Origin of the sequence: Streptomyces sp. NPDC089799 (assembly GCF_040684755.1) — a bacterium.
In the GTDB taxonomy this organism is placed as follows: Bacteria; Actinomycetota; Actinomycetes; order Streptomycetales; family Streptomycetaceae; genus Streptomyces.
In genome coordinates, this window is record NZ_JBFBGR010000024.1 from 59,735 (window position 1) to 78,093 (window position 18,359).

At 66.6% G+C, this 18,359-nt stretch carries 11 protein-coding genes and 2 pseudogenes; 4 read left to right on the top strand and 9 right to left on the bottom strand.

The features are described from left to right. Nucleotides 1–147 precede the first annotated feature (147 nt). The 3 genes and pseudogenes from AB0O36_RS24885 to AB0O36_RS24895 form a co-directional block, all read left to right on the top strand. Entirely contained in the window at nucleotides 148–1,506 is a 1,359-nt protein-coding gene (locus tag AB0O36_RS24885) for a tetratricopeptide repeat protein (RefSeq protein WP_365114290.1), read from the top strand. Continuing rightward, a complete protein-coding gene (locus tag AB0O36_RS24890) occupies nucleotides 1,503–2,393 on the top strand; it encodes a glycosyltransferase (protein ID WP_365114171.1) in 891 nt (296 codons plus the stop codon). Before AB0O36_RS24885 ends, AB0O36_RS24890 begins: the two co-directional genes overlap by 4 nt. A 100-nt stretch (nucleotides 2,394–2,493) precedes the next feature. Beyond that, nucleotides 2,494–2,841, top strand: a pseudogene (locus AB0O36_RS24895) (transposase); the annotation flags it as partial. 10 nt (nucleotides 2,842–2,851) lie between these two features. On the opposite strand, the gene AB0O36_RS24900 reads toward AB0O36_RS24895, so the two are convergent. The 5 genes from AB0O36_RS24900 to AB0O36_RS24920 all read right to left on the bottom strand — a co-directional run bounded on the left by AB0O36_RS24900 (nucleotide 2,852) and on the right by AB0O36_RS24920 (nucleotide 5,973). Beyond that, complete coding sequence (locus AB0O36_RS24900) at nucleotides 2,852–3,241, bottom strand: hypothetical protein (protein WP_365114173.1); 390 nt, start codon at nucleotides 3,239–3,241, stop codon at nucleotides 2,852–2,854. A 27-nt stretch (nucleotides 3,242–3,268) separates the two neighbouring features. Continuing rightward, complete coding sequence (locus AB0O36_RS24905; protein WP_365114175.1) at nucleotides 3,269–3,610, bottom strand: hypothetical protein; 342 nt, start codon at nucleotides 3,608–3,610, stop codon at nucleotides 3,269–3,271. Between the two features lie 156 nt (nucleotides 3,611–3,766). After that, entirely contained in the window at nucleotides 3,767–4,414 is a 648-nt protein-coding gene (locus tag AB0O36_RS24910; protein ID WP_365114177.1) for a hypothetical protein, read from the bottom strand. A gap of 131 nt (nucleotides 4,415–4,545) precedes the next feature. Continuing rightward, nucleotides 4,546–5,670: a hypothetical protein gene (locus AB0O36_RS24915; RefSeq protein ID WP_365114179.1), complete on the bottom strand. Its 1,125-nt coding sequence runs from the start codon at nucleotides 5,668–5,670 to the stop codon at nucleotides 4,546–4,548. A 27-nt stretch (nucleotides 5,671–5,697) separates the two neighbouring features. Beyond that, on the bottom strand, nucleotides 5,698–5,973 hold the full coding sequence (locus tag AB0O36_RS24920) for a hypothetical protein (protein ID WP_365114181.1): 276 nt from the start codon (nucleotides 5,971–5,973) through the stop codon (nucleotides 5,698–5,700). Here AB0O36_RS24920 and AB0O36_RS24925 point away from each other — a divergent pair. After that, nucleotides 5,899–6,160: pseudogene (locus AB0O36_RS24925) on the top strand (hypothetical protein); the annotation flags it as partial. The gene AB0O36_RS24920 and the pseudogene AB0O36_RS24925 sit on opposite strands and share 75 nt — an antisense overlap. 138 nt (nucleotides 6,161–6,298) lie before the next feature. On the opposite strand, the gene AB0O36_RS24930 reads toward AB0O36_RS24925, so the two are convergent. The 4 genes from AB0O36_RS24930 to AB0O36_RS24945 form a co-directional block, all read right to left on the bottom strand. Further along, the gene (locus tag AB0O36_RS24930; RefSeq protein WP_365114183.1) at nucleotides 6,299–6,769 is read right to left on the bottom strand and encodes a hypothetical protein; all 471 of its coding nucleotides are present in this window, start codon (nucleotides 6,767–6,769) and stop codon (nucleotides 6,299–6,301) included. Nucleotides 6,770–6,863: 94 nt separating this feature from the next. Then, nucleotides 6,864–7,538: a hypothetical protein gene (locus AB0O36_RS24935; protein ID WP_365114185.1), complete on the bottom strand. Its 675-nt coding sequence runs from the start codon at nucleotides 7,536–7,538 to the stop codon at nucleotides 6,864–6,866. An 8-nt stretch (nucleotides 7,539–7,546) separates the two neighbouring features. Continuing rightward, nucleotides 7,547–14,101 carry a polymorphic toxin-type HINT domain-containing protein gene (locus AB0O36_RS24940; protein ID WP_365114186.1) on the bottom strand — a complete coding sequence of 2,185 codons (6,555 nt, stop codon included), beginning with the start codon at nucleotides 14,099–14,101 and terminating at the stop codon, nucleotides 7,547–7,549. A 574-nt stretch (nucleotides 14,102–14,675) separates the two neighbouring features. Beyond that, entirely contained in the window at nucleotides 14,676–18,341 is a 3,666-nt protein-coding gene (locus AB0O36_RS24945) for a LamG-like jellyroll fold domain-containing protein (protein WP_365114188.1), read from the bottom strand. Nucleotides 18,342–18,359 lie beyond the last annotated feature (18 nt).

Genomic DNA, 18,359 nt, shown 5'->3' on the forward strand with positions numbered 1-18,359 from the left:
AGGGCAGGGGTGGGCTCCACCAGAAGGAGCGGTGGTGCAGCCCCGAGCGGCGTGATGAACAGTGAACCCTCCCGCACGGAAGTTGAGTACGGTGGGCGGAGAGGCAACCCGTTCAACCTGTTCAAGATCGCTTGTAAGGGGGCCGAGTTGGCAGGGGACCGGACGCCGAACAGCGCGTTAGCGGACGTGATTGCCGAGTCCGGGGCCACGTACTACGCGCTGGCCAGGGAGATCCGCTCTGTTGCGGCCGAGGCCGGCCGGCGATTGAGCACCGGCCCGTCGGCCGTCACCTACTGGGTCGCCGGGGGTACACCGTCCGGCCAGACGCCGTTCTACATTGCCGAGGCCCTGACGAGACGGACCAAACGGCGGGTGACGGTCGCCGAGATCGGTCTAGGCTGCGAAGGCGGCGGGGCCATGGAAGCAGATCCACTGGCCGTCATCGCCGATCTCGGGAGATCCGTCATGCAACGTCGCCGCGACTTCCTCGGCGCCGCGTTCACCGCCGCGGCCGTCGGCCTGCCGCTGGCCTATGACCACGAAGCGGTCGCCGCGACGCTCCGAGCGGCCGAGACCCGAGGCAGCGTCGGCCCGACCGAGGTGACGACGGTCCGGCAGCTGACCGAGATGTTCCGCAGCGCGGACGAACGGCTGGGCGGCGGCCACGGCCTGACCACCGTCACCGCCTATCTGACCGACACCGTCGCACCGATGCTGACCGCGCGGTTCCCCTCTGCCGCGGTTCGAGCTGAAGCCTTCGGAGCGGCGGCCCAGCTGGCTTGCCTGGTCGGCTGGAAACACCACGACCTCGCCCGGGAAGGCGCAGCCCAGCAGTACTACCTGCTGGGCTACCAGCTCGCCTGCGAGGCCGACCCGAATGGCCACGCCGCATGGATGATGCGGGCCCTGACTCATCAGGCCCTCGACCTGGGCCACCCCCGCTCGTGCCCTGAACTAGCCGAAGCCGCGCTGCACCGGGCCGTGGGGAAGGTCGACCGCCAGACCGAAGCCCTGCTGTTGGTGACATGCGCCAGGGCATACGGGGCCGGCGGCCAGAGTGCCAGGGCGGCGCGGGCGCTGCTGGCCGCGGAGGACGCGATGACGGACACCCGGGAGCCGGTCCCCGCCTACGCCGCGGCCTCGGGTCCGGTGGCGGCCACGGTCGCCTCGCACATGGGCAAGACCCTGACCGCGATGAAGGACCACCAGGCCGCCGAACGGCATTTCCGGAGAGCCCTGGCCGGCCGCACGCCGGGCACCTACCAGCTCAAGCACGGGCTGACCATGGCCACCCTGGGGACAGCTGTGGCCGCCCAGCACCGCCACGAGGAAGCCGTGGGCCTATGGGCGCGCTCCCTGGACTTCATGGGTGGCGTGGTCTCCGACCGCAACCGGCAGGCCGTCAAGACGATCAAGTCGGCGGCGGCCGGATACCGCAAGCGCGGCGTGACCGGGGCTGCGGCCCTGAATCAGCGTGCCACCGCACTACTGAAAGGCCAAGAGTGACCAGCACGAACCGTAGGACTCCGACGCTGGGCGTCGTGGTGCTGACCATGGGCGACCGGCCCGCCGAGCTGCGAGCGTTGCTCGACTCGGTCACCGCCCAGGAAGGCGACCCGGCCACCGTCGTCGTCCTCGGCCAGGGCGTCCCCCTGCCCACGCTGCCGGACGGCGTGAACGGCGTCGAACTGCCCGAGAACCTGGGCATCCCCGGCGGCCGGAACGCCGGCGTGCAGTGGCTGCGCGAGAACGGCGGCGTGGACGTCGTCGTGGTCCTGGACGACGACGGCCTGCTGCCCCACAAGGACACCCTGGACCTGGTCCGCGAAGCCTTCACCGCCAACCCCCGCCTGGGCGTCGCCGGGTTCCGGATCGCGGACGAGACCGGAGCGAGCCAGCGCCGCCACGTTCCCCGCCTCGGAGGCAAGGACCCGCTCGTATCCGGGCCGGTGACCACGTTCCTCGGCGGCGGCCACGCCATCCGCACGACCGTGATCGACCAGGTTGGCGACTTCCCCACCCAGTTCTTCTACGCCCACGAGGAGACCGACTTCGGCTGGCGGGCCCTGGACGCCGGCTGGGAAATCGACTACCGGGCCGACATGGTGCTGCAGCACCCCCGCACCGCAGCGTCCCGGCACGCGGTCTATTACCGCAACACCGGCCGGAACCGGGTCTGGCTCGCCAAGCGACACCTGCCCGCCGTCCTGGTCCCCGTCTACCTCGGTACCTGGGCTGCGTACACGATCGCGCAGCGGCCCCCACTCTCCGGCCTGGCCGCCTGGTGGGCCGGCTTCCTCGAAGGCGTACGCGTGCCGTGCCCGCCGAGGCGGCCCATGCGGTGGCGGACGGTATGGCGGATGACCCGACTGGGACGACCCCCGGTCATCTGATGCGGCCGCGCCCCGATGTCCGCTCTCGCAGAGCCTGCGACATCGCAGAGACCGTCCTGTGGTTCACGATCCAGGACGACGACGGCATTGCCCTCCCCGGCGAGTGCCCCGGCAGGCTGGTGGACGACCGCGTACCCGGCCCGACCATGTCGGGGGCGACAAAGCGTACTCGTCACGCCGCAACCGGCGTCACCTGCGCAGACGCCAGATCAAGCACACGATCCCCGAACCCAGAGACCAGCGGGCCAACCGCCGGCGCCGCGGCAGCCGAGGCGGCCGGCCCACAGGGTTCGACAAGACGGTCTACCGCCGCCGCAATGAAGTCGAGCGGACCATCAACCGGCTCAAGAACTTCCGAGCGGTCGCCACACGCTTCGACAAACGGGCGTACGTCTTCCACGGAACGGTCACCGTGGCCGCGATCCGCCTATGGCTCCGTCCGCAGTGAAGTGGCCCGTTCAGAGATCCTCTGCACCCGGGTAGTGGTGGCGGAGCTCGCTGAGTACACGCTCGTCGACAGCCCTGACGTCCCACGAGGAGCTGTCGACCTCGGTCAGGACGACCAACAGGCCGTCCCCGGCGAACCCCCGTGCTTCGGCGTCGATCAACTGCAGGAAGGGGGTCGTCAACGACAACAGCGTCAACGTGTTCATGCCGGCGTCGGCGGACCTCTTCTCCATCTCGACACAGCGAGGATCGACAATCTCGTCGAACTCGACGTGCCACATCAGGTCCAGGCCGAAGCTCCCGAGACGAACCAGCAGCTCAGCCAGAGTCACGTAGTGCTTTCCGTGCCAGGCAGGAAACGTGACCCGCAAGAAGTAGGCGGTGGCGGCGGTGTTCAGCAACTTTGTGTGCTGGTCAGCGCCTTGGCGTCACCCGTGGTCGAGGGGTTCGGCGGCGTATGTACCGTCGCCCAAGGGGGCGTCGGTCAGCTCGAAGCGCTGGGGATGGCCGTTGACCCGGTAGGTGATGACGGTGCCGGGCGGCCGGGTCGTCTCGTACTGGTCCGGGGTACCGCCCCCGACAGCGGTGCGCAGCAGGGTGTAGCGGCGGAACGTACGGGATGCCGCCAGTGCGGCGGTGGTGCCGGCCCCTTGGGCCCCCTGCATGCGGCGGGACTGCAGGCGGCGCCAGGCTGCGGCGCCCAGGGCGGCCAGGGCGGTCGCGCCGGTCGCGCTGAGCAGGCCGGGCAGTGCGTCGGTGAGCAGCGACATGGGACGGGCCTCACTCCGCGGTACGGACGGAGTGGGTAGCGCCGGGGGTGAGGAGCACGGGTGACCTCCAGAAGACAGCCGGGTCGGCAGCCCGCCTTTCCGACGGGCCGCGCCGACTCTGCGGGAGTGCGGGGTTAGCTCCGCAACTCCAGACCGTCACTTGTTTTCTCCCTCCTCGGTGTTCAGGGCGCTGGGTACATCGTCTGCCGCCCACCACCCGGCGTCGGTACGGTGGGCCAGCGCCGAGGGCGCGTCCAGCGACCAGTGCTCGGCATCCGCGTGGTTCGCCGTCTGCTCGGCGGGATACTCGGTCCCGTTCGCCTGCATACGGGCCGGGACGCCACCGCGGTTCTCGTCCGTCCACGACACAGGGGAACCGGACCTGAACAAGCCGGCCGCTTCGCGGAAGGCGGGCAGGTACTCCTGGTCCATGACGTACGAAATGGCCCTCTGCCAGGAGGGATTGTCAGGGTCGTAAACAGGTTGGATGGGAGCGGGAGTGCCCTGTGGCCACCATCCTGCCTTCACGCCGCGCGGCACCGCACGGGACAGCGCGATCGTGGCGCCCCGCAGCGACCCGAGCAGCTCGCGCAGTTCATCGGCATCCGCCACACCGTTTTGGGTGTCGATGACCGTGAGGGCGAACGCACGGGCGGCGGCCGGAAGGGTCCGCAGATAGCGGTCGGCACGCGCAACCGTCCACCCGGTGTCGGCAGTGAGGGTCAGTTCCTCGCGGTGCTCGGCGAACAGGGCGAGCAGCTTGCGCTCGAACTCCGGGGACGCTCCTTCGATGGTGAACCTCACGAGCCCTCCGAGCGGTGTTTACCGTGTTCTGCTTGTTCTACAGAGTCTGCCGAACACGGACCGCCTCCGTCTAGCCCAAGGAGAATGCGTGAGAAACTGACGCGCTCGGCACCGGTTCGGAGGTCGGGGTGTCAGAGGCCGATGCCTTCGGTGGCGGCGTCCTCCCACTTCTCGCCCTCGTCGATGTAGTCCCAGAAGACGGGCGACTTGGCCGACCATCCGCCCTGCCTGCGCAGTTTCTCGGCTCGCTTGCCCCTCTTGCGGCCCGTGGTCACCACTCCGCGGCGCCCGGAGTGGCCGGTGATACGGGCTTCCAGGCCGGCGCGCTCGGCGGCCCGGGTCATCGCGCGGCCGCAGCCGTCCGGGGAGAGCCGGCCGGTGCCCAGGTTCCCCCACTGGTCCACGGCGAGGAACGCGGGTCCGGCCGCAGCCGCACCCGCGGCGAGCTTGGCCTGCTGCCAGGCGAGCCAGCAGCGGACGGGGCAGGTGTCGGCGTGCTGCCCGTACGCCACCACGACGTCACGCGGGGGGCGGCCCTTTACGCTGGGAACGTGTACCTCCAAGCCCTCTGCAACTAGCCGGATCCCGGTGTCGTCGAGGCAGGAGACCTCCTCGTTACGCCCGGCGATGGCGAACCGGAGGGTGTTCATCGCCCGGTCCCGAAGCCGGGCCAACTCCGGGAGTTCACGCGGGAGCCTGCTCCCGGCATCTGCTTCCGAGGTTGGAGCACCTCGCCGCGCGGTGTTCATCCTCCGCAGGTCGGCCGGGGTGAGGGCGACGGCCTTGCCCCGCCCGCGCGCCATCCGCAGCGGATCATTCTTGTACTGCTTGACCAGCTGTCGGGCCGCGAGCGTGGCCTCCTTGGGAACCTCCGCCCCGAGGCCGCGCGCGGTGACGGTGACCCCGGTGATCCGGCGGTCGATGCTGTTGGGAGCCGCCTGCTTCACCTCGTCCAGCCACACGGTGAAGCCGACCATCGTCCCCTTGGTGACGGCGGTCAGGGGCAGCGGGGTGCCGGTGCGCTCGGCGAGCCAGCCGTGGAACTCCTGCCAGAGCGCCCAGTCGTTGGCGTACGAGACCTTCGTCTTGTGCGGGCGTGCGGCCGCGATGTGCTCTTCGGCCCCCTCTTCGAGGGCGGCGAGCACCGCCACCGCCCTCGGGTCGTACCCGACGACGCCGGCTCCGGCCGACTGCCCGACTGCCTCGACGAGATCGGCGTCGACGACGTCACCGGTATGCACGATCTCGGTGCTCATAGGGACGTCCCCTCCTACACGCCGCGATCACGGCTGATTGTGACGTTGCGTCACGATGCTGGTATCACCTCGGATATGGCATCTTATCCGAGGTGATACCAGCAATGCGGTGATGCCCTCGGCCAAGCCAACGACCGCCCAGACGCTCCACCCATCAAAACGTCCGTCCGCTGACGTTGCCGTCAAGCACACCGAAGCCCTGCCAGAAAGCGTCTGGCAGCACTTCACCTCCGGCACTCGACCGCCGCGCTGCTGCTGGAGCAAGGCGTCGAACTCGTCGTGATCAAGGAATTCCTCGGCCACATCCACATCGGTGCCATTGTCACCGTCTACGCCCAGGTTCGATCCCGCCTAGTGCGACGCCATCAACACCCTCAATGCGGCGCTTGACGGCCCTGAGACCACCTGGACGGCTCGCTCTGCCGGCGATGAACCGCCCCCTTGCGCCGCTGGCGTTGCCGTCAACTACTGCCGTCAAACACCAGATTAGCCCCGCCGAGCACAGCTCGGCGGGGCTAATCTCGGCCACTGCATGATTCTTTATCATGGCGCGGCCGGGTTGAATCCGACATCGGATCTTATGCGACCCCTAAGCGCCGAAGTTATGGAACCGGATACTTCAGATCCATCAGCAAGAACCGAAGAACCGGTCCCACCAACTCGGCTCCCCAGAACCATGGAAACGGAGAGTGGATCCGTCATAGCGACTTGTGAGAAGTTCTTCCGGAATCGTGACGTACCCCGATTCCGAAATAACTTGCTCTACCTTCTCAAGATCACTCGCGTCGAGCTCGCCTTCAGTACGCGCTTCATCCGTACCCAAGAAGGCGCCAGGGTTATCAGCTGCCACCATTGCCAATGGCTTGAACTTGCTCACCAGGACAACGATCCTCGTCCCGCAAACCGTGGCTTCCCCCGGCACTTCGATTCGTCCGTACTGAGCGGAGTCATGGATGTCTTGATCGATCTCGCAAGGCATCGAGAAGCGAGAACCTACCTGCACAGTCAGACGGCTGAATGAAGCCGCCGCATCGGCTGCATTGTAGTTGGCCGGAGCTTCTGGCCGTTCGGGATCATCCAGGCGATGCAGCATTTCCATCAGACTCGCATCTCTCTCCATGATCCTCCAATCTCGAAGATGACACACCCAGATCGATTGAACTATTTCCTCGGTGCGGGAACGCTGGGAGAACTTAATTCGACCTGGGGTTTGCGTCAGGGGACAGGAATTCAAGAGAAGATAGTAGATCTTCTCCAAGCGCCAATCGGTAGGCGATGCCCTCATACCTCATCCAAGCGGAACGATCCACTGGAATGAAATTGGCGACATGAATCCTCAGGAGGAGCCGAAAAGCGAGATCGGTGGCGGCTGATCGCACGCAAGCGTCGAGTGCATCGCGTAGTTCGGATACATCGGACCCGAAGTATCTGCGAAATTCCCCAGGGAGCTGCAGAGGGGTTTCGGCGATGACGTCGCACACCTCATTCGCTACGACCCGTGAAGACCATGCGGCGTCCACCTCCACAGGAACGCAACCATACATCGCCTGCCATCGCCGACAAGCCTCGCCGATACGACCCAGAAGGACGCGGCCCGTCTCGTCACCTTGGAAGCGATAATTCCCTGAAGTTGACATCGAGAAAAGCATCTCGATGTCAACTTCACTCAAGGAAGAATCGGCGAGTTTGGCGACGTCATGCTCAAGCGCGGCTGCCTCTTTCTGCTGGGCCTCATCGGCGACGAGTGCCTCCCCAATGGAGAGGTAGGAGTGGACAACTTCCTCGACTCCTCCTACATGAATCCAGTCCTCGTGGAACAGGGCAGACAATCCCGACAAGCCGAAGTCGAAACTAGTGAACCTTGCCATGGTATCCCTCACTTCGGATAAAGCGTCGAGACGTAGAAGCCGCCTGGGTGTCCTTTGGCGCGTGTCAACTGTATGAAGTAACCGTTTCCTGTAGCGGCACTCGACCCATTCGCGTAGAACGTGGTGCCCAGAGAACCATGGGCACCAAATCTACCGGAGAAGGTCAGCTGCTGCTGCGATCCCCGCAACCATTTATTGATGCGGGTCTGATTGAAAGCTACGGCGTAGTCCGCAACTTGTTGGGCGGTCTGGTGATCAATGAACACACTGTTCTTTCCGCCCGGCTTGCTTGCCGCCAGGGAGATTGCTCTGGCGTTCGATATGCCGACGTGTTCGTCAAGAGTGTGAGCCACCCCGGGGAAATTATTGCCAGCCGTTGTAAGGCACGAGGAGTTGTGTACGAGGACCGGAGTGGCCCCCGCCAGCACATAGTACGTGTGGAGGCCGTCAACGGTGAGGTTGTAGGTGCGTGCCGACTGGGAGTAGGCGCGGTTGGCGAGGACGGTGACGGTGCCGTCGCGTGTTTGGAGCGTGGTGTTGGGCTTGAGGTCGCCGGCTTCCACCCATCGGTGGTCGGAGGGGGACCAGAAGGGGTGCTCGTGAGTGGCGGTTATCTTTTCGTTGCCGTGTTGGGTTGTCAGGGTGAGTTCGTTGAAGTGTTTGTCGTCTTCGGTGACGATGAGTTTTGCTACTTCACGCGGTCCTGATTCTCCGGTTTCAGGGTCGGTGGCCTGGACCTTGTCACCGACGTTTATGTCCTCGATGTCCTTGGTGGTGCCGTCGGCCATGAGTACGTCGGTGCCGGCAAGGAAGCACTTGCAGTTTCCGCTGGACGTGGGCCCCTTGGCGCGGCCGCTGCCGAAGCGCTGTTCTGCGCCGACCATCAGGCTGGCGGCCATGCGGTCACCGACCTGGTAGCCGCCGGGGCATGTTCCGCCGTAGACGTCGCGGCAGGCGTTGTCGCGTGAGCTGGATACCGAAGCGTTGTCGTCGCCGTCGCTGCCTGTGTAGCAGTCGCCGGCGTCCTTGTACCGGCACAGGGTGAGTATCTCGGCACTGAACGTCTCGGCCAGCTCGGGAAGCTGCTTCCAGGTGACGGGCACCACGAACTTGGGGTGGATTGCGACGACGCCGTCGTTGTTGAAGTCGTAGCCGTAGTTTTCACCGGGCGTGGAGCCGCCACCGAATCGAGACGGAACGTATTGCGCCTGCTCGTACTGGTCGCCGTCGTCGTGGGCGTTGCCGCCGTCGGGGCGTCCCTGCCCGCCGGGCATTGTCCTCGGGCACGCTTCCGAGGCGCGGCCGGAGCCTGAGCAGGCGGTTCCGAGGCCGGTGGGGTCGGTGAAGGAGAGGGGGTTGTTGATGCTGTAGCTGTAGCCGTTGAGGGTCTGGTGTTTGTCGGCCTCCAGGAGGGGGTCGATGCTGATGAACTGTCCGAGGGCGGGGTCGTATTCGCGGGCGCCGATATGGGTCAGGCCCGTGTTCTTGTCCTCCGTGGCGCCCAGGAAGCGTTTGTCGTCGGGCCAGGTGCCGACCGTGGAGCCGCGCTGGCCGCCAAAGGGGGTCGTGTAGCGCTTGCTGAGGGCTTGGGTGTCCGCGCTGTCGATCGCCAGGCTGGAGGTGCCGTGGCGGTCGCCTGCCAGGAAGGACAGCTTGCTGGTACCGGTCTCGTTGGTGCGGACCGCGACCGGCTGCCCGGCGAAGCCGTAGGTGCGCGTCGCCCACTTCGTGGCGCCCTTGAGGTGGACCTCGGTGGCGCCGTTGTAGAGGACGGTTTCACCGCCGGGCAGGCGCCGGATGAGGAGCTCGCCGTCGGCGTCGTAGAGGTAGTCGGTGGACGTGCTGCCTTCGGTGAGTTTGCTGAGCTGGCCTTCCGGGCTCCAGGTCAGTGTCTGGGCGGTGGTGCCGGCCGGGTCCTGCTGCCGTTTGATGGTGTTGCCGGCAGCGTCGTAGGCGTACTGGGGTGCGAGACCGGTGCAGGAGGCGGCTGTGGTGGTTGCGGCCAGTGCGTGCTTGCGCGTGGCGTCGTAGCAGTAGGTGCGGGTGATCGGGGCACCACCGGAGGCCGGGGTGGTCTTCTCCGTGGCCCGCTGTCCGGAGGCGGTGTAGGTGTAGCTGCTCCAGTAGGGGGCTGCGCCGCCGAGGTTGGCAGCGGTGCGTCCCGCGGTGGAGCAGTCGGCTGTCTTGGGGGTCCAGGCTTCGGTCAGGCGGCGCTGGCCGTCGTAGGTGAAGCACTGGTTGTCGGCCTGGGTGAAGCCGCTCTGCGGGGCCGCGTCGAAGACGGACAGGACGTTGCCGGACTGGTCGTACTTGTACGTCAGCTCCTGCAGCAAGCCGTTGTGGGCCTGGCCGGTGACCAGGGACTTGATCAGGCGGCGCGTGCCGTCCTCGTAGGTGTTGGTGACGTACGCCTGCTTGACGCCGGAGGCGCCCGAGCGTGCCAGGGTGAGCTGCTGGAGGTCACCGAGCGGGTTGTAGGCGGCGTTCTCGACGTAGCCGGTGGTGCCGGTCAGGCCGGTGGGGAGTCCGAAGGTGTTGTAGTCGTAGCTGAGGATCTCGGCCGGCAGTCCGCCGCCTGCCGGTGCGTCGGTGCTGCTCAGGCTTCCGTCGAGGAGGTAGCTGACCCGGTGTTCGGTGGTGGCGGCGGTGGCTCCGGAGGTGACGAGCGGGTCGTCGGCCGGCAGGCGCAGCTGGGTCTTGACCGGACGGCTGAGCAGGTCGTATTCGGTGACGGCGTTCGTGTATGCCTTGCCTGCGGTACCGCCGTAGTAGCGGATGGATTCCGAGGGTGCGCCCTTGAGGACGGTGTCGTAGGTCCAGGCTGCGAGCTTGTTGCCGTCGGTCTTGGAGGTCTTCCAGAGACCGGTCTTGCGGCCCAGTTCGTCGTAGTCGAATTCGAGGACGGTGTTGCGGGAGTCCTTGGTCGTGGCCACCTGGTCCAGCGCGGTGAAGGAGGTGGTGGCGGTTCCCTTGTCGGGGTCGGTGGTGGTGTTCTGGCGGCCGAAGAGGTCGTAGTTGTAGGACCACTGCGAGCCGTCGATGCCGTTGAAGAACCGCAGCTTGCCGTTGCGGGTGTACGACTGCGTCGTCTTGGTGTACGGCGTGCCGGGGCTGGTGCCGCCGAAGGCCGGGTCGTCGGGTGTGGTGCCCCCGTACGTGCGTGTCTCGACCGTACGCCCGAGCGCGTCGGTGATGGTGCGGGCGGCGGTGCCGCCCTGCGGTGCCGTGGTGGCCACCGAGTCACCCGTGTAGGAGGTGGTCGTGGACCACTTCTTCGCGCCGAAGGTGTACAGGGTGGAGGTGGTGGCGCGGCCTGCGCCGTCGAACGCGGTCTGTGTCTGGAGCGGGCTCTCGCCGTTCTCCGCGCGGGCGTAGCGGCCTTCCGGGGCCTTTGTGGAGTCGTAGATGTCGGTGTGCGTCTCGTGGGCGAGTCCGCGGGTGTCGTAGCGGGTGTCGGTCAGGATGCGTCCGCCGCCGGGCGATTCGGTCTGGGTCTGGACCGGGCGGAGCAGCGCGTCGGCGATGGAGTACGTCGTCCGGTAGCCCTCGTTGTTGGCCAGCGTGGACACGGAGGTCCAGGGCTCTTTGCCGCGGGCGATCTGGTAGCCGTACTTGATGTTGGGAGTGAAGGACTGCGGCCGGTTGGGCAGTCGGGTTTCGGTGATCCTTCCCAGTGCGTCGTAGGTGCTGAAGGCGGACTTCATGTTGGCGTCGATGCTGCGGACGGTGGAGCCGCGCAGGTCGACGTAGGTGTACGAGGTGTGCTGCTGCCCGTTGGAGGCCAGCTTCGGCCCGGTGGCCACGGAGACGACGAGCGGGCCGGCGGCTGCCGGGGTGTAGCTGGTCGTGGTGGTCTGGCCTTCGGCGTTGGTCACCGACAGGGGACGCCCGAGCTTGGCGGTGGCTGTGTCGTAGGTGGTCTTGGCCACCGTCTGCCATCCGCCGGAGACGGCCGGGTGACGGTCGCCGGTGCCGGAGGCAGCGGGGTAGGACTGGGCTCGGCCGGTCCAGGTCGGCAGGCCCAGGGTCGGAGCCTGGGTGGGCGACCATCCGGTGGTGCCGGCGTTGTCGTAGACGACGGCTTCGTCGGAGAGGACATCGCCGCGGACGTCGGCGCTGGTGGGCAGGTTGAGCTTGTCGTCGGTTTGGGTGCAGGGTGCGCCGACCGTGCGGGTGCGCGAGACGAGGCTGGTGATGCCGTTGCTGTCGTTGCGGGCGTACCACGTGCGGGTGCACAACTCGTCACCGGACTTGGCGATGTCACCGGTGACGGCCTCGTGCGTCTTCATGCCGAACACGCCGTCATAGGTGTAGTCGGTCTGCGTGCCTCGCCAGGTGTTCGCTGTGCCGGACGCCGTGAGGTGGGTGTACGCGTAGACGGCTGATGTGCGGACGAAGTGCGCCTTGGTGTTGGCGTACGACTTCTGCTGGCTGGCGGTCTCCTTGGACCACAGGCCGTTCACGGTGACCCCGATGGGCGTCGTCCCGTTGTGCGTGATCGACTGACGGAGGGAGCCGGCGTACTGGTCGTAGTCGTTGGCGTTGGCCACGGTCACGCCGGGGACGGCCACGCCCGTGACGACCGCGGTTCGGGAGCCACCCGCCTTGAGCTTGTCGCCGTGCAGGCCCTGCATGAAGACGTTGACGGTTTTGGACCGGGTGGTGCCGACAGCTCCGGAGTAGGAGGTGACCTTGCCGTAGCCGCGCCAGGTCGACCAGGTGCGCTCCTTCTCAGGGGTCAGGGGGTCGTCGTTGTAGTGCCAGCCCGGCTGCTCGTACTCGTAGGAGTGGTGGAGCATCTCCTGGTCGGTGGCGGGGTCGGCGACGGTGACTGCGGTGACACGGTACTTGTGGAACCAGTCCAGCTTTGGGTCACCGCCGTTGACCGGCCAGTACACCGGGTAGCAGGGCCTGCCGGCGTCAGAGTTGTCGTCCTCGGCCTTCGGCATGCGGCTGCCCCGGATGCACTCAGGGTCGGACAGCGTCACCGTGGTGATGGCACCGGCTTCGGAAGTGATGGTTTCGATGCGCGGTCGGGACAGCGGGACGGTGTCGTCGCTGTCGGTGTCGACGCGGTTGGGACGTTCCTGGTAGGTGAACTCCACCGGCGGCAGCTCCAGCGAGCCGCCGTTCTTGCCCCATCGCTTGATCGACAGCAGGATCAGGGACTTGTCGCTGGCGTCGCTTAGGTCAGCGGCATCCCAGAAGTCATGGACCAGGTCCCAGGTGTCGATGGTCGCGTAGGCGTCGGGTTCGGCTGTGGTGTTCCAGGCGTGAGTGTTGATGCTGGTCAGCCGCTTGCGGGTGAAGAAGCCAGGACCGGTGGCCTTACAGTCCGTTTCGCCTGCATCGCAGATGGCATCGAAGGGAACGTCCGGCCACTTGCTGGAGGTGTCCTTGGTCAGCGTGCCGCACTCGTCGATGACGCACCGCGGCTTGTAGCCGAAGGTCACTTTATTTGAGGTGACCCCGGTGAAGAGGGCGTCGGCTCGCTGGCCGTAGCGGATCTCGTTGAGGTATCCGCCGGCGGTGTAGGAGGCGAGCTTGGTCTTGTCGCCGTTCTTGGCGTAGTTGTTGCCCTCAGCCGTGTACCAGTAGGTGGAGGCGTTGCCGCGGAGGTCCTGGACCAGGTCCAGGTTCCACCGCCATGCCTGGACCTCGGAGCGGGTGGAGAAGCTGCTGCCCTTGTTGTAACCGGGCTCGCCGCTGTCGTCGCCGAAGACGGGGACGGTCCAGGTGGAGTTGGTGCGCTGTGCGGCGGCGCCGGTCAGCTTGTTCAGGCCGAAGGTGTAGGTGGTGCCGTCGCCGGTGACGACCTTCCAGTACTCGCCGTTCTCGTCACCGTTGTCAGCGCCGGTCTCCAGGGTCACCTTCGAGGCGTCGTCGTTCTTCAGCCGCCACTCTTTGGAAGTGTCGTCCTTGACGAGCTCGGTGGCCTTGCCATTCAGGACCAGCGAGGCGTTCTCGTACTTCCAGCACAGGTCGAACTTGTCCTTCTGCCCGTCGTCGTCACACGAGCCGTACTTCCGCTCGATGTACGAAGAGGTCAGGTCGAAGCCCTCACCGACCAGGGACGTCTGGTTGTTGGTGTTCGCGGTGCGCCCATCGACTCTGCCCGAGTCGTAGGACAGGGCCAGCGACGGCGCAGGCCCGGCCACTGCAGGTGGTGTGGTGATCGGATACGACCAAGAGAACGCCCCCGAGGACTGGCCTGCCTCCCAGTTCGAGGACGAGGACAGGGGGGTGGCCTTGTAGTCGCCCGCACCCTTGCCCGCACTGGAGGCATCCGCCATCACGGCGAACACAGCAGGATCCGCGCCCGCCACTGCCTTCGGTACGGCAGGCACGATTCCCGTGACGGTGCGGTTCTTGACGCTGTTGTCAGAGGTCAGCAGGGTCGTCTTGCGGCATTCCGACTTCTCCGGCGTTGTCAGCGCGCAGGAAGGCAAGCTGGCCAGGGCAAGGCGGGTGGACCAGCCACCTCCGATGACGGAGGCGAAGGTGCCGTAGTCGACCTGAATCCGGGCGGGGCCGGCCTCGTCGGCGGTAGCGGAGAACAACACACCAGTGATACCGGCACGCTCAGAGGCGTGCTGGTCCAGGACCTTGACCGTCGCCTTGCCCGCGGCTGGCTTGAACGGCAGCGGAGGCCCCTTGGGCGAGGGAGCCGACTGCACACTCACCAGTGCCTTGGCAGCAGGCCTGCCAGGAGACAGGTTCTGGATGAGCGTTGCGGGCTTGGGCCATTCGGCCTTTGCTTCGGCGCGCGCCCGGTCGGTCTGGATCTTTCTGGCTGCCTGGCTCTTGGCGACTTGCTCTCGGGCTGCTTTGGCACCCTCGGCATTCACCGCAAGCACCTTGCTGGTCCGGTGCTTGGGCAGGCCGGGGGCACCCGGTATCTCTGCTGCGGTCGCCAGGGGCACGAGAGAACCCGGCACGGATAGGGCAAGTGCCAGTGCACCGATCAGCGGGACGCGATACGGCGTCCGCCGGGGCGGCTTCGGTTTCAACACGACGTTACTCCGGTTGAAGGGATGGCTGATATCCGGGGGGCCGCGGGAAGCGACCCCCCGGGATGTGATGGGGTGTACGGACGGCCAGCCCGTCAGAGGCATGGATGGGCTGGCCTGGTTTGAGTCAGTCGGTCAGTTCACGGACCTGAGTGGCGCTCTGCGCCGCACCCGACCACAGATGGATGTCCTTGATCTCGCCGGGCAGGTAGTGGCTCCAGGTTCCGGTGAACCCCCTGCCGACGGCGAAGTCTCCGCTGCCCACGGCAGCGGTGAACGAGTCCACGGTGCCTCCCGCGTCGCCCCCGACGTAGAGGGTGATGGTTCCCTTCTGGGCGTCGTAGACGCCGGTCAGCTGGACATGCACGCCGAGGGTGGCGGGGTCGGTGCTCGTGACGGACACGCCCTTCCCGTCAGCAGTCAGGCGTCCGAAGTGCCACTGCCCCACTACCTCGGTGGTGAACTTCGTCGGGTCCTCGGGGACAGGGACTCCAGGCACTTCGCCCGTTTTCTCGAACCAGATGCCCCAAGAGGAACCCGCTGCCGTGCGCTGGCCGATGACCTGTGCGCGCTGCCCATTGGGCTTCCCGACCAGCTTGGCGCCATCGATGTCGGCACTCGCTGTCGCTGTGAAGGATCCCGTGTCGTCGACGAGGGGACCAGCTGCGGTGCCGGCGTGACTGGTGCCGTTGAGGACCAGCGTGCCGTGTTTGATGGTGGTGCCGGTGGCGAGGGTCAGGTCGCGGTTGTAGACGGTGTCGTCCTGAACCGGGTTGCCGGCTACCTCCAGATCCCATGTGGCGGCCAGTGCCAGGTGTGCCCGGTTGCTGCCGTCGAGGAGCTTGGCCTCCGTCTTGACCGCGGTTCCGGTGAGCTCGTCCTGCCAGACCTTCAGTTCGTCGATGCGGCCGGGGAACTGGTCGATCCAGGCGCCGCGGTGCCAGATGGTGCCGATGCCCATCGGCTTGGTGGCCGCGATCGGGGCCGCGACGATGGTTTCGCCCTGGAGCTGGCCGTTGACGTACAGCTTCATCTTGTTGGTGGATGCGTTGTAGCTGGCTGCGACGTGCGTCCACACTCCGACGACGGCAGGGTTCTTCGACTCCAGCTTCGTCATGTGCTGCCAGCCGTCGGGTCCGTCGGCCTCTGCCATGCGGACGATCCAGGGGCCGTTGGCCACTGCGGTGATGGCGACGCCACTCTGATGGCTGCCCCCGCCCTGGGACACCATCGTGTACCACTTGTCCTGGCGGTCCAGGCGGGCCCAGCCGCCTACGGTGAAGGACGCACGGGTGTCGATGACGGGCTTGTCGGTCAGGGCGTACTGGTCGACGCCGTTGAGGAGCAGGGTCCGGTCGGTTCCGGTGGCCAGCTTGCCTCGGCGTCCGGACGTAGGACGCTGGCTTCCAGGCTGGAGGTCGGCGTTGTTCTGCAGTGAAGCGCTGGTCGTGGAGGTGTCGAGGGCCGGGCCGCTGGATTCGTTGAAGTTCCAGTAAGCGACCGGCCCGCTGCCTTCCTTGACCACGAAGTCGACGACGCTGTAGGCGCCCGCCCGGCCCAGGGAATCGAACGCCCGGACGCTTAGCTGATGGGTGCCCGGTGCCATCGGTGTGACGGAAACCGTGGCGGAGGAGCCGGATTTCACCGTCCAGTCGTCCTCGGTGCTCAGCTTGTACTCGTACTTGGTGTTGTTGCTGTCCCCAGTGGCCGGGGTGAACGTCACCTGACCTGGGGTACCGGGCTTTCCGGCAGCTGTGCAGGAGGTGCTGGTGCAGGCGCTGTAGGGGCTTCCGAAGGTGACCTTCGGCGCCTTCGGGGCGCTGGCGTCGACCTTGAAGAAGCAGCCGCTGGTGGCGACGCTGCCGCGCGGCGTCAAGGAACCGGCGAAGGCACGCGTCCAGGTGCGGAACTTGTACAGCACGCCCTCGTCCAACGTAACCGGGTGCACACCGACGACCCTGGAGTTCGCCCCCACATATCCGGCGGAGGGGTTGTCGGTGGCGGACCAGGACTCCGGAGTCTGTTTGACCGGAGTCCAGGAGCCGTCGCTGTTCTTGCGGTCGATCTGGAACGCCGCACGCAGGGACGCGCCCTCCTCGCCGCCGGAGACCACCTCGGTCGTGGCAGTCAGGGATGGTGTCCGGTCGGACACGACGGCGGGCGCGGACTCGTTCGTGGCGCACACCTGGCCGTTTCCTGCCACCAGGCCATACGCGGTCGGTACCGCCGGACGGGCGATGTAGTCCACAGAGAGGACGGCGTCGTTGCGGAACCGCTTCCAGGAGGACGTGTCGCCCTCGTCCTCTGCCCGGATTTCCAGAGTCAGGCGCTTGAACTTTCCGGCGGCGAAATCACGCACCGTCGGGGTGAGGTTCTCATCCGGCTCGTCCGGATTGTCGGCGAACTCGATCGGCGCGGGCGGCGCGTTCGGATCGCACAGCGAACCGCGGCCGGCCGACACCCACCGGTCACCCATCCGGTCCAGGTAGCCGGGCTTGTTCGCCCAGGTGGTGGACTGGGAGATCTCGCCGTTCGTCCGGACCAGCCACACGTTGCGGACTTCGCACTGGAAGGCCCAGGGCTCGGTGATCCGGAAGCGGGCGGAGAGGACTTCCTTGCCGGCCAGCTTCTTGGGCGAGAACTCGAAGTACAGACGCTGTATGTAACCGGGACCGCAGTAGTAGGTGCCCCAGGTGCCGCACTTGCCGACACCCTTGCCCTGGTTGTCCTTGTCGTTGTCGAAGTTCCAGAACTCGTAGCCGTCCGACCGCAGCAGCGTGCGCTCCACACCGTCATCGAGCGCGACCGGCGGGTCGATGTACAGCGGGAACGCGGCCGGGTCACTCTGCCCGAGCAGGGCAGCGTCCGGCACCACGGTCAGGGAATCCGCACCCACTGCCACCTGCAGGTTCGCAGACTTGTCCCCCGGCCCCGGTGCCTCGGCATCCGGATCCTCGGCGACAGCGTTCGCCTGGACGACCGACCTCGGGGTGTCAGCGGCCCGGAGTACCGCCATCTTGGGCTGAGCGGAAGGCTGGGACGCCGGTACGTCGTCACCGCCACTGGAGTCCCACATCAGGGCCGGCGGCGAGGTGAAGACACTACGACCGTTGGAGTCCTCGGCGACCAGGCCACCGTCCTTGCTGGCGCTGACCTGCAGCTCTTCGGCCTTGAGCCCGAACTTGATGTTCTTGAGCGCCGGGTTCTTGGCCGCGGTGGGTGTCTTGACGACCAAGACCTCGCGGTAGCCCTCCGTCGTAGCCGTCATCCGGAGATCGACCCCCGGCAGAACCTCCGCATACACCGCGGTGTCCCCGTCGAGAGCCGGCTTGGGCAGTACCCCCGGCCACTGCAGGGAGAGCCGGTGCACACCCTGGCCGATGGCGACCAGATCTGCCTTGTCACCGCCGCCGGAGAAGCTGATGTCCGCCGTTGCGGCCTTCGGCCCTACCGTCCCGTCGCCACGCACCTCCAGCGTCGCATCCGGCGTGGTCCAGGAACCGTTCTCCTCCTTGACGCGAACAGGCACTACGGACTGGTCGAGCCTGAAGGTCTGACCATCCGGATTTGCGTAAGTGGTAGTGAACTCCGAACGATCACCGATCACTTCAACAGGCAGGCCATTTTCGGCCGCCTCCTTCAGCGCCTTTTGGCCTTCAGTCAAGGCAGGCGCGGGTCCCTCGGCGGCCGCAGCCGCTGAAGGGGTCTGAGCAGGGGTAACGCCAAGAATGAGTGCCGCGCCCATCGCGGCACTCATGGCATGACGAAGCCCCTGCCTGTCGAACACAGGCATTGATTCATCCCCCAGTGA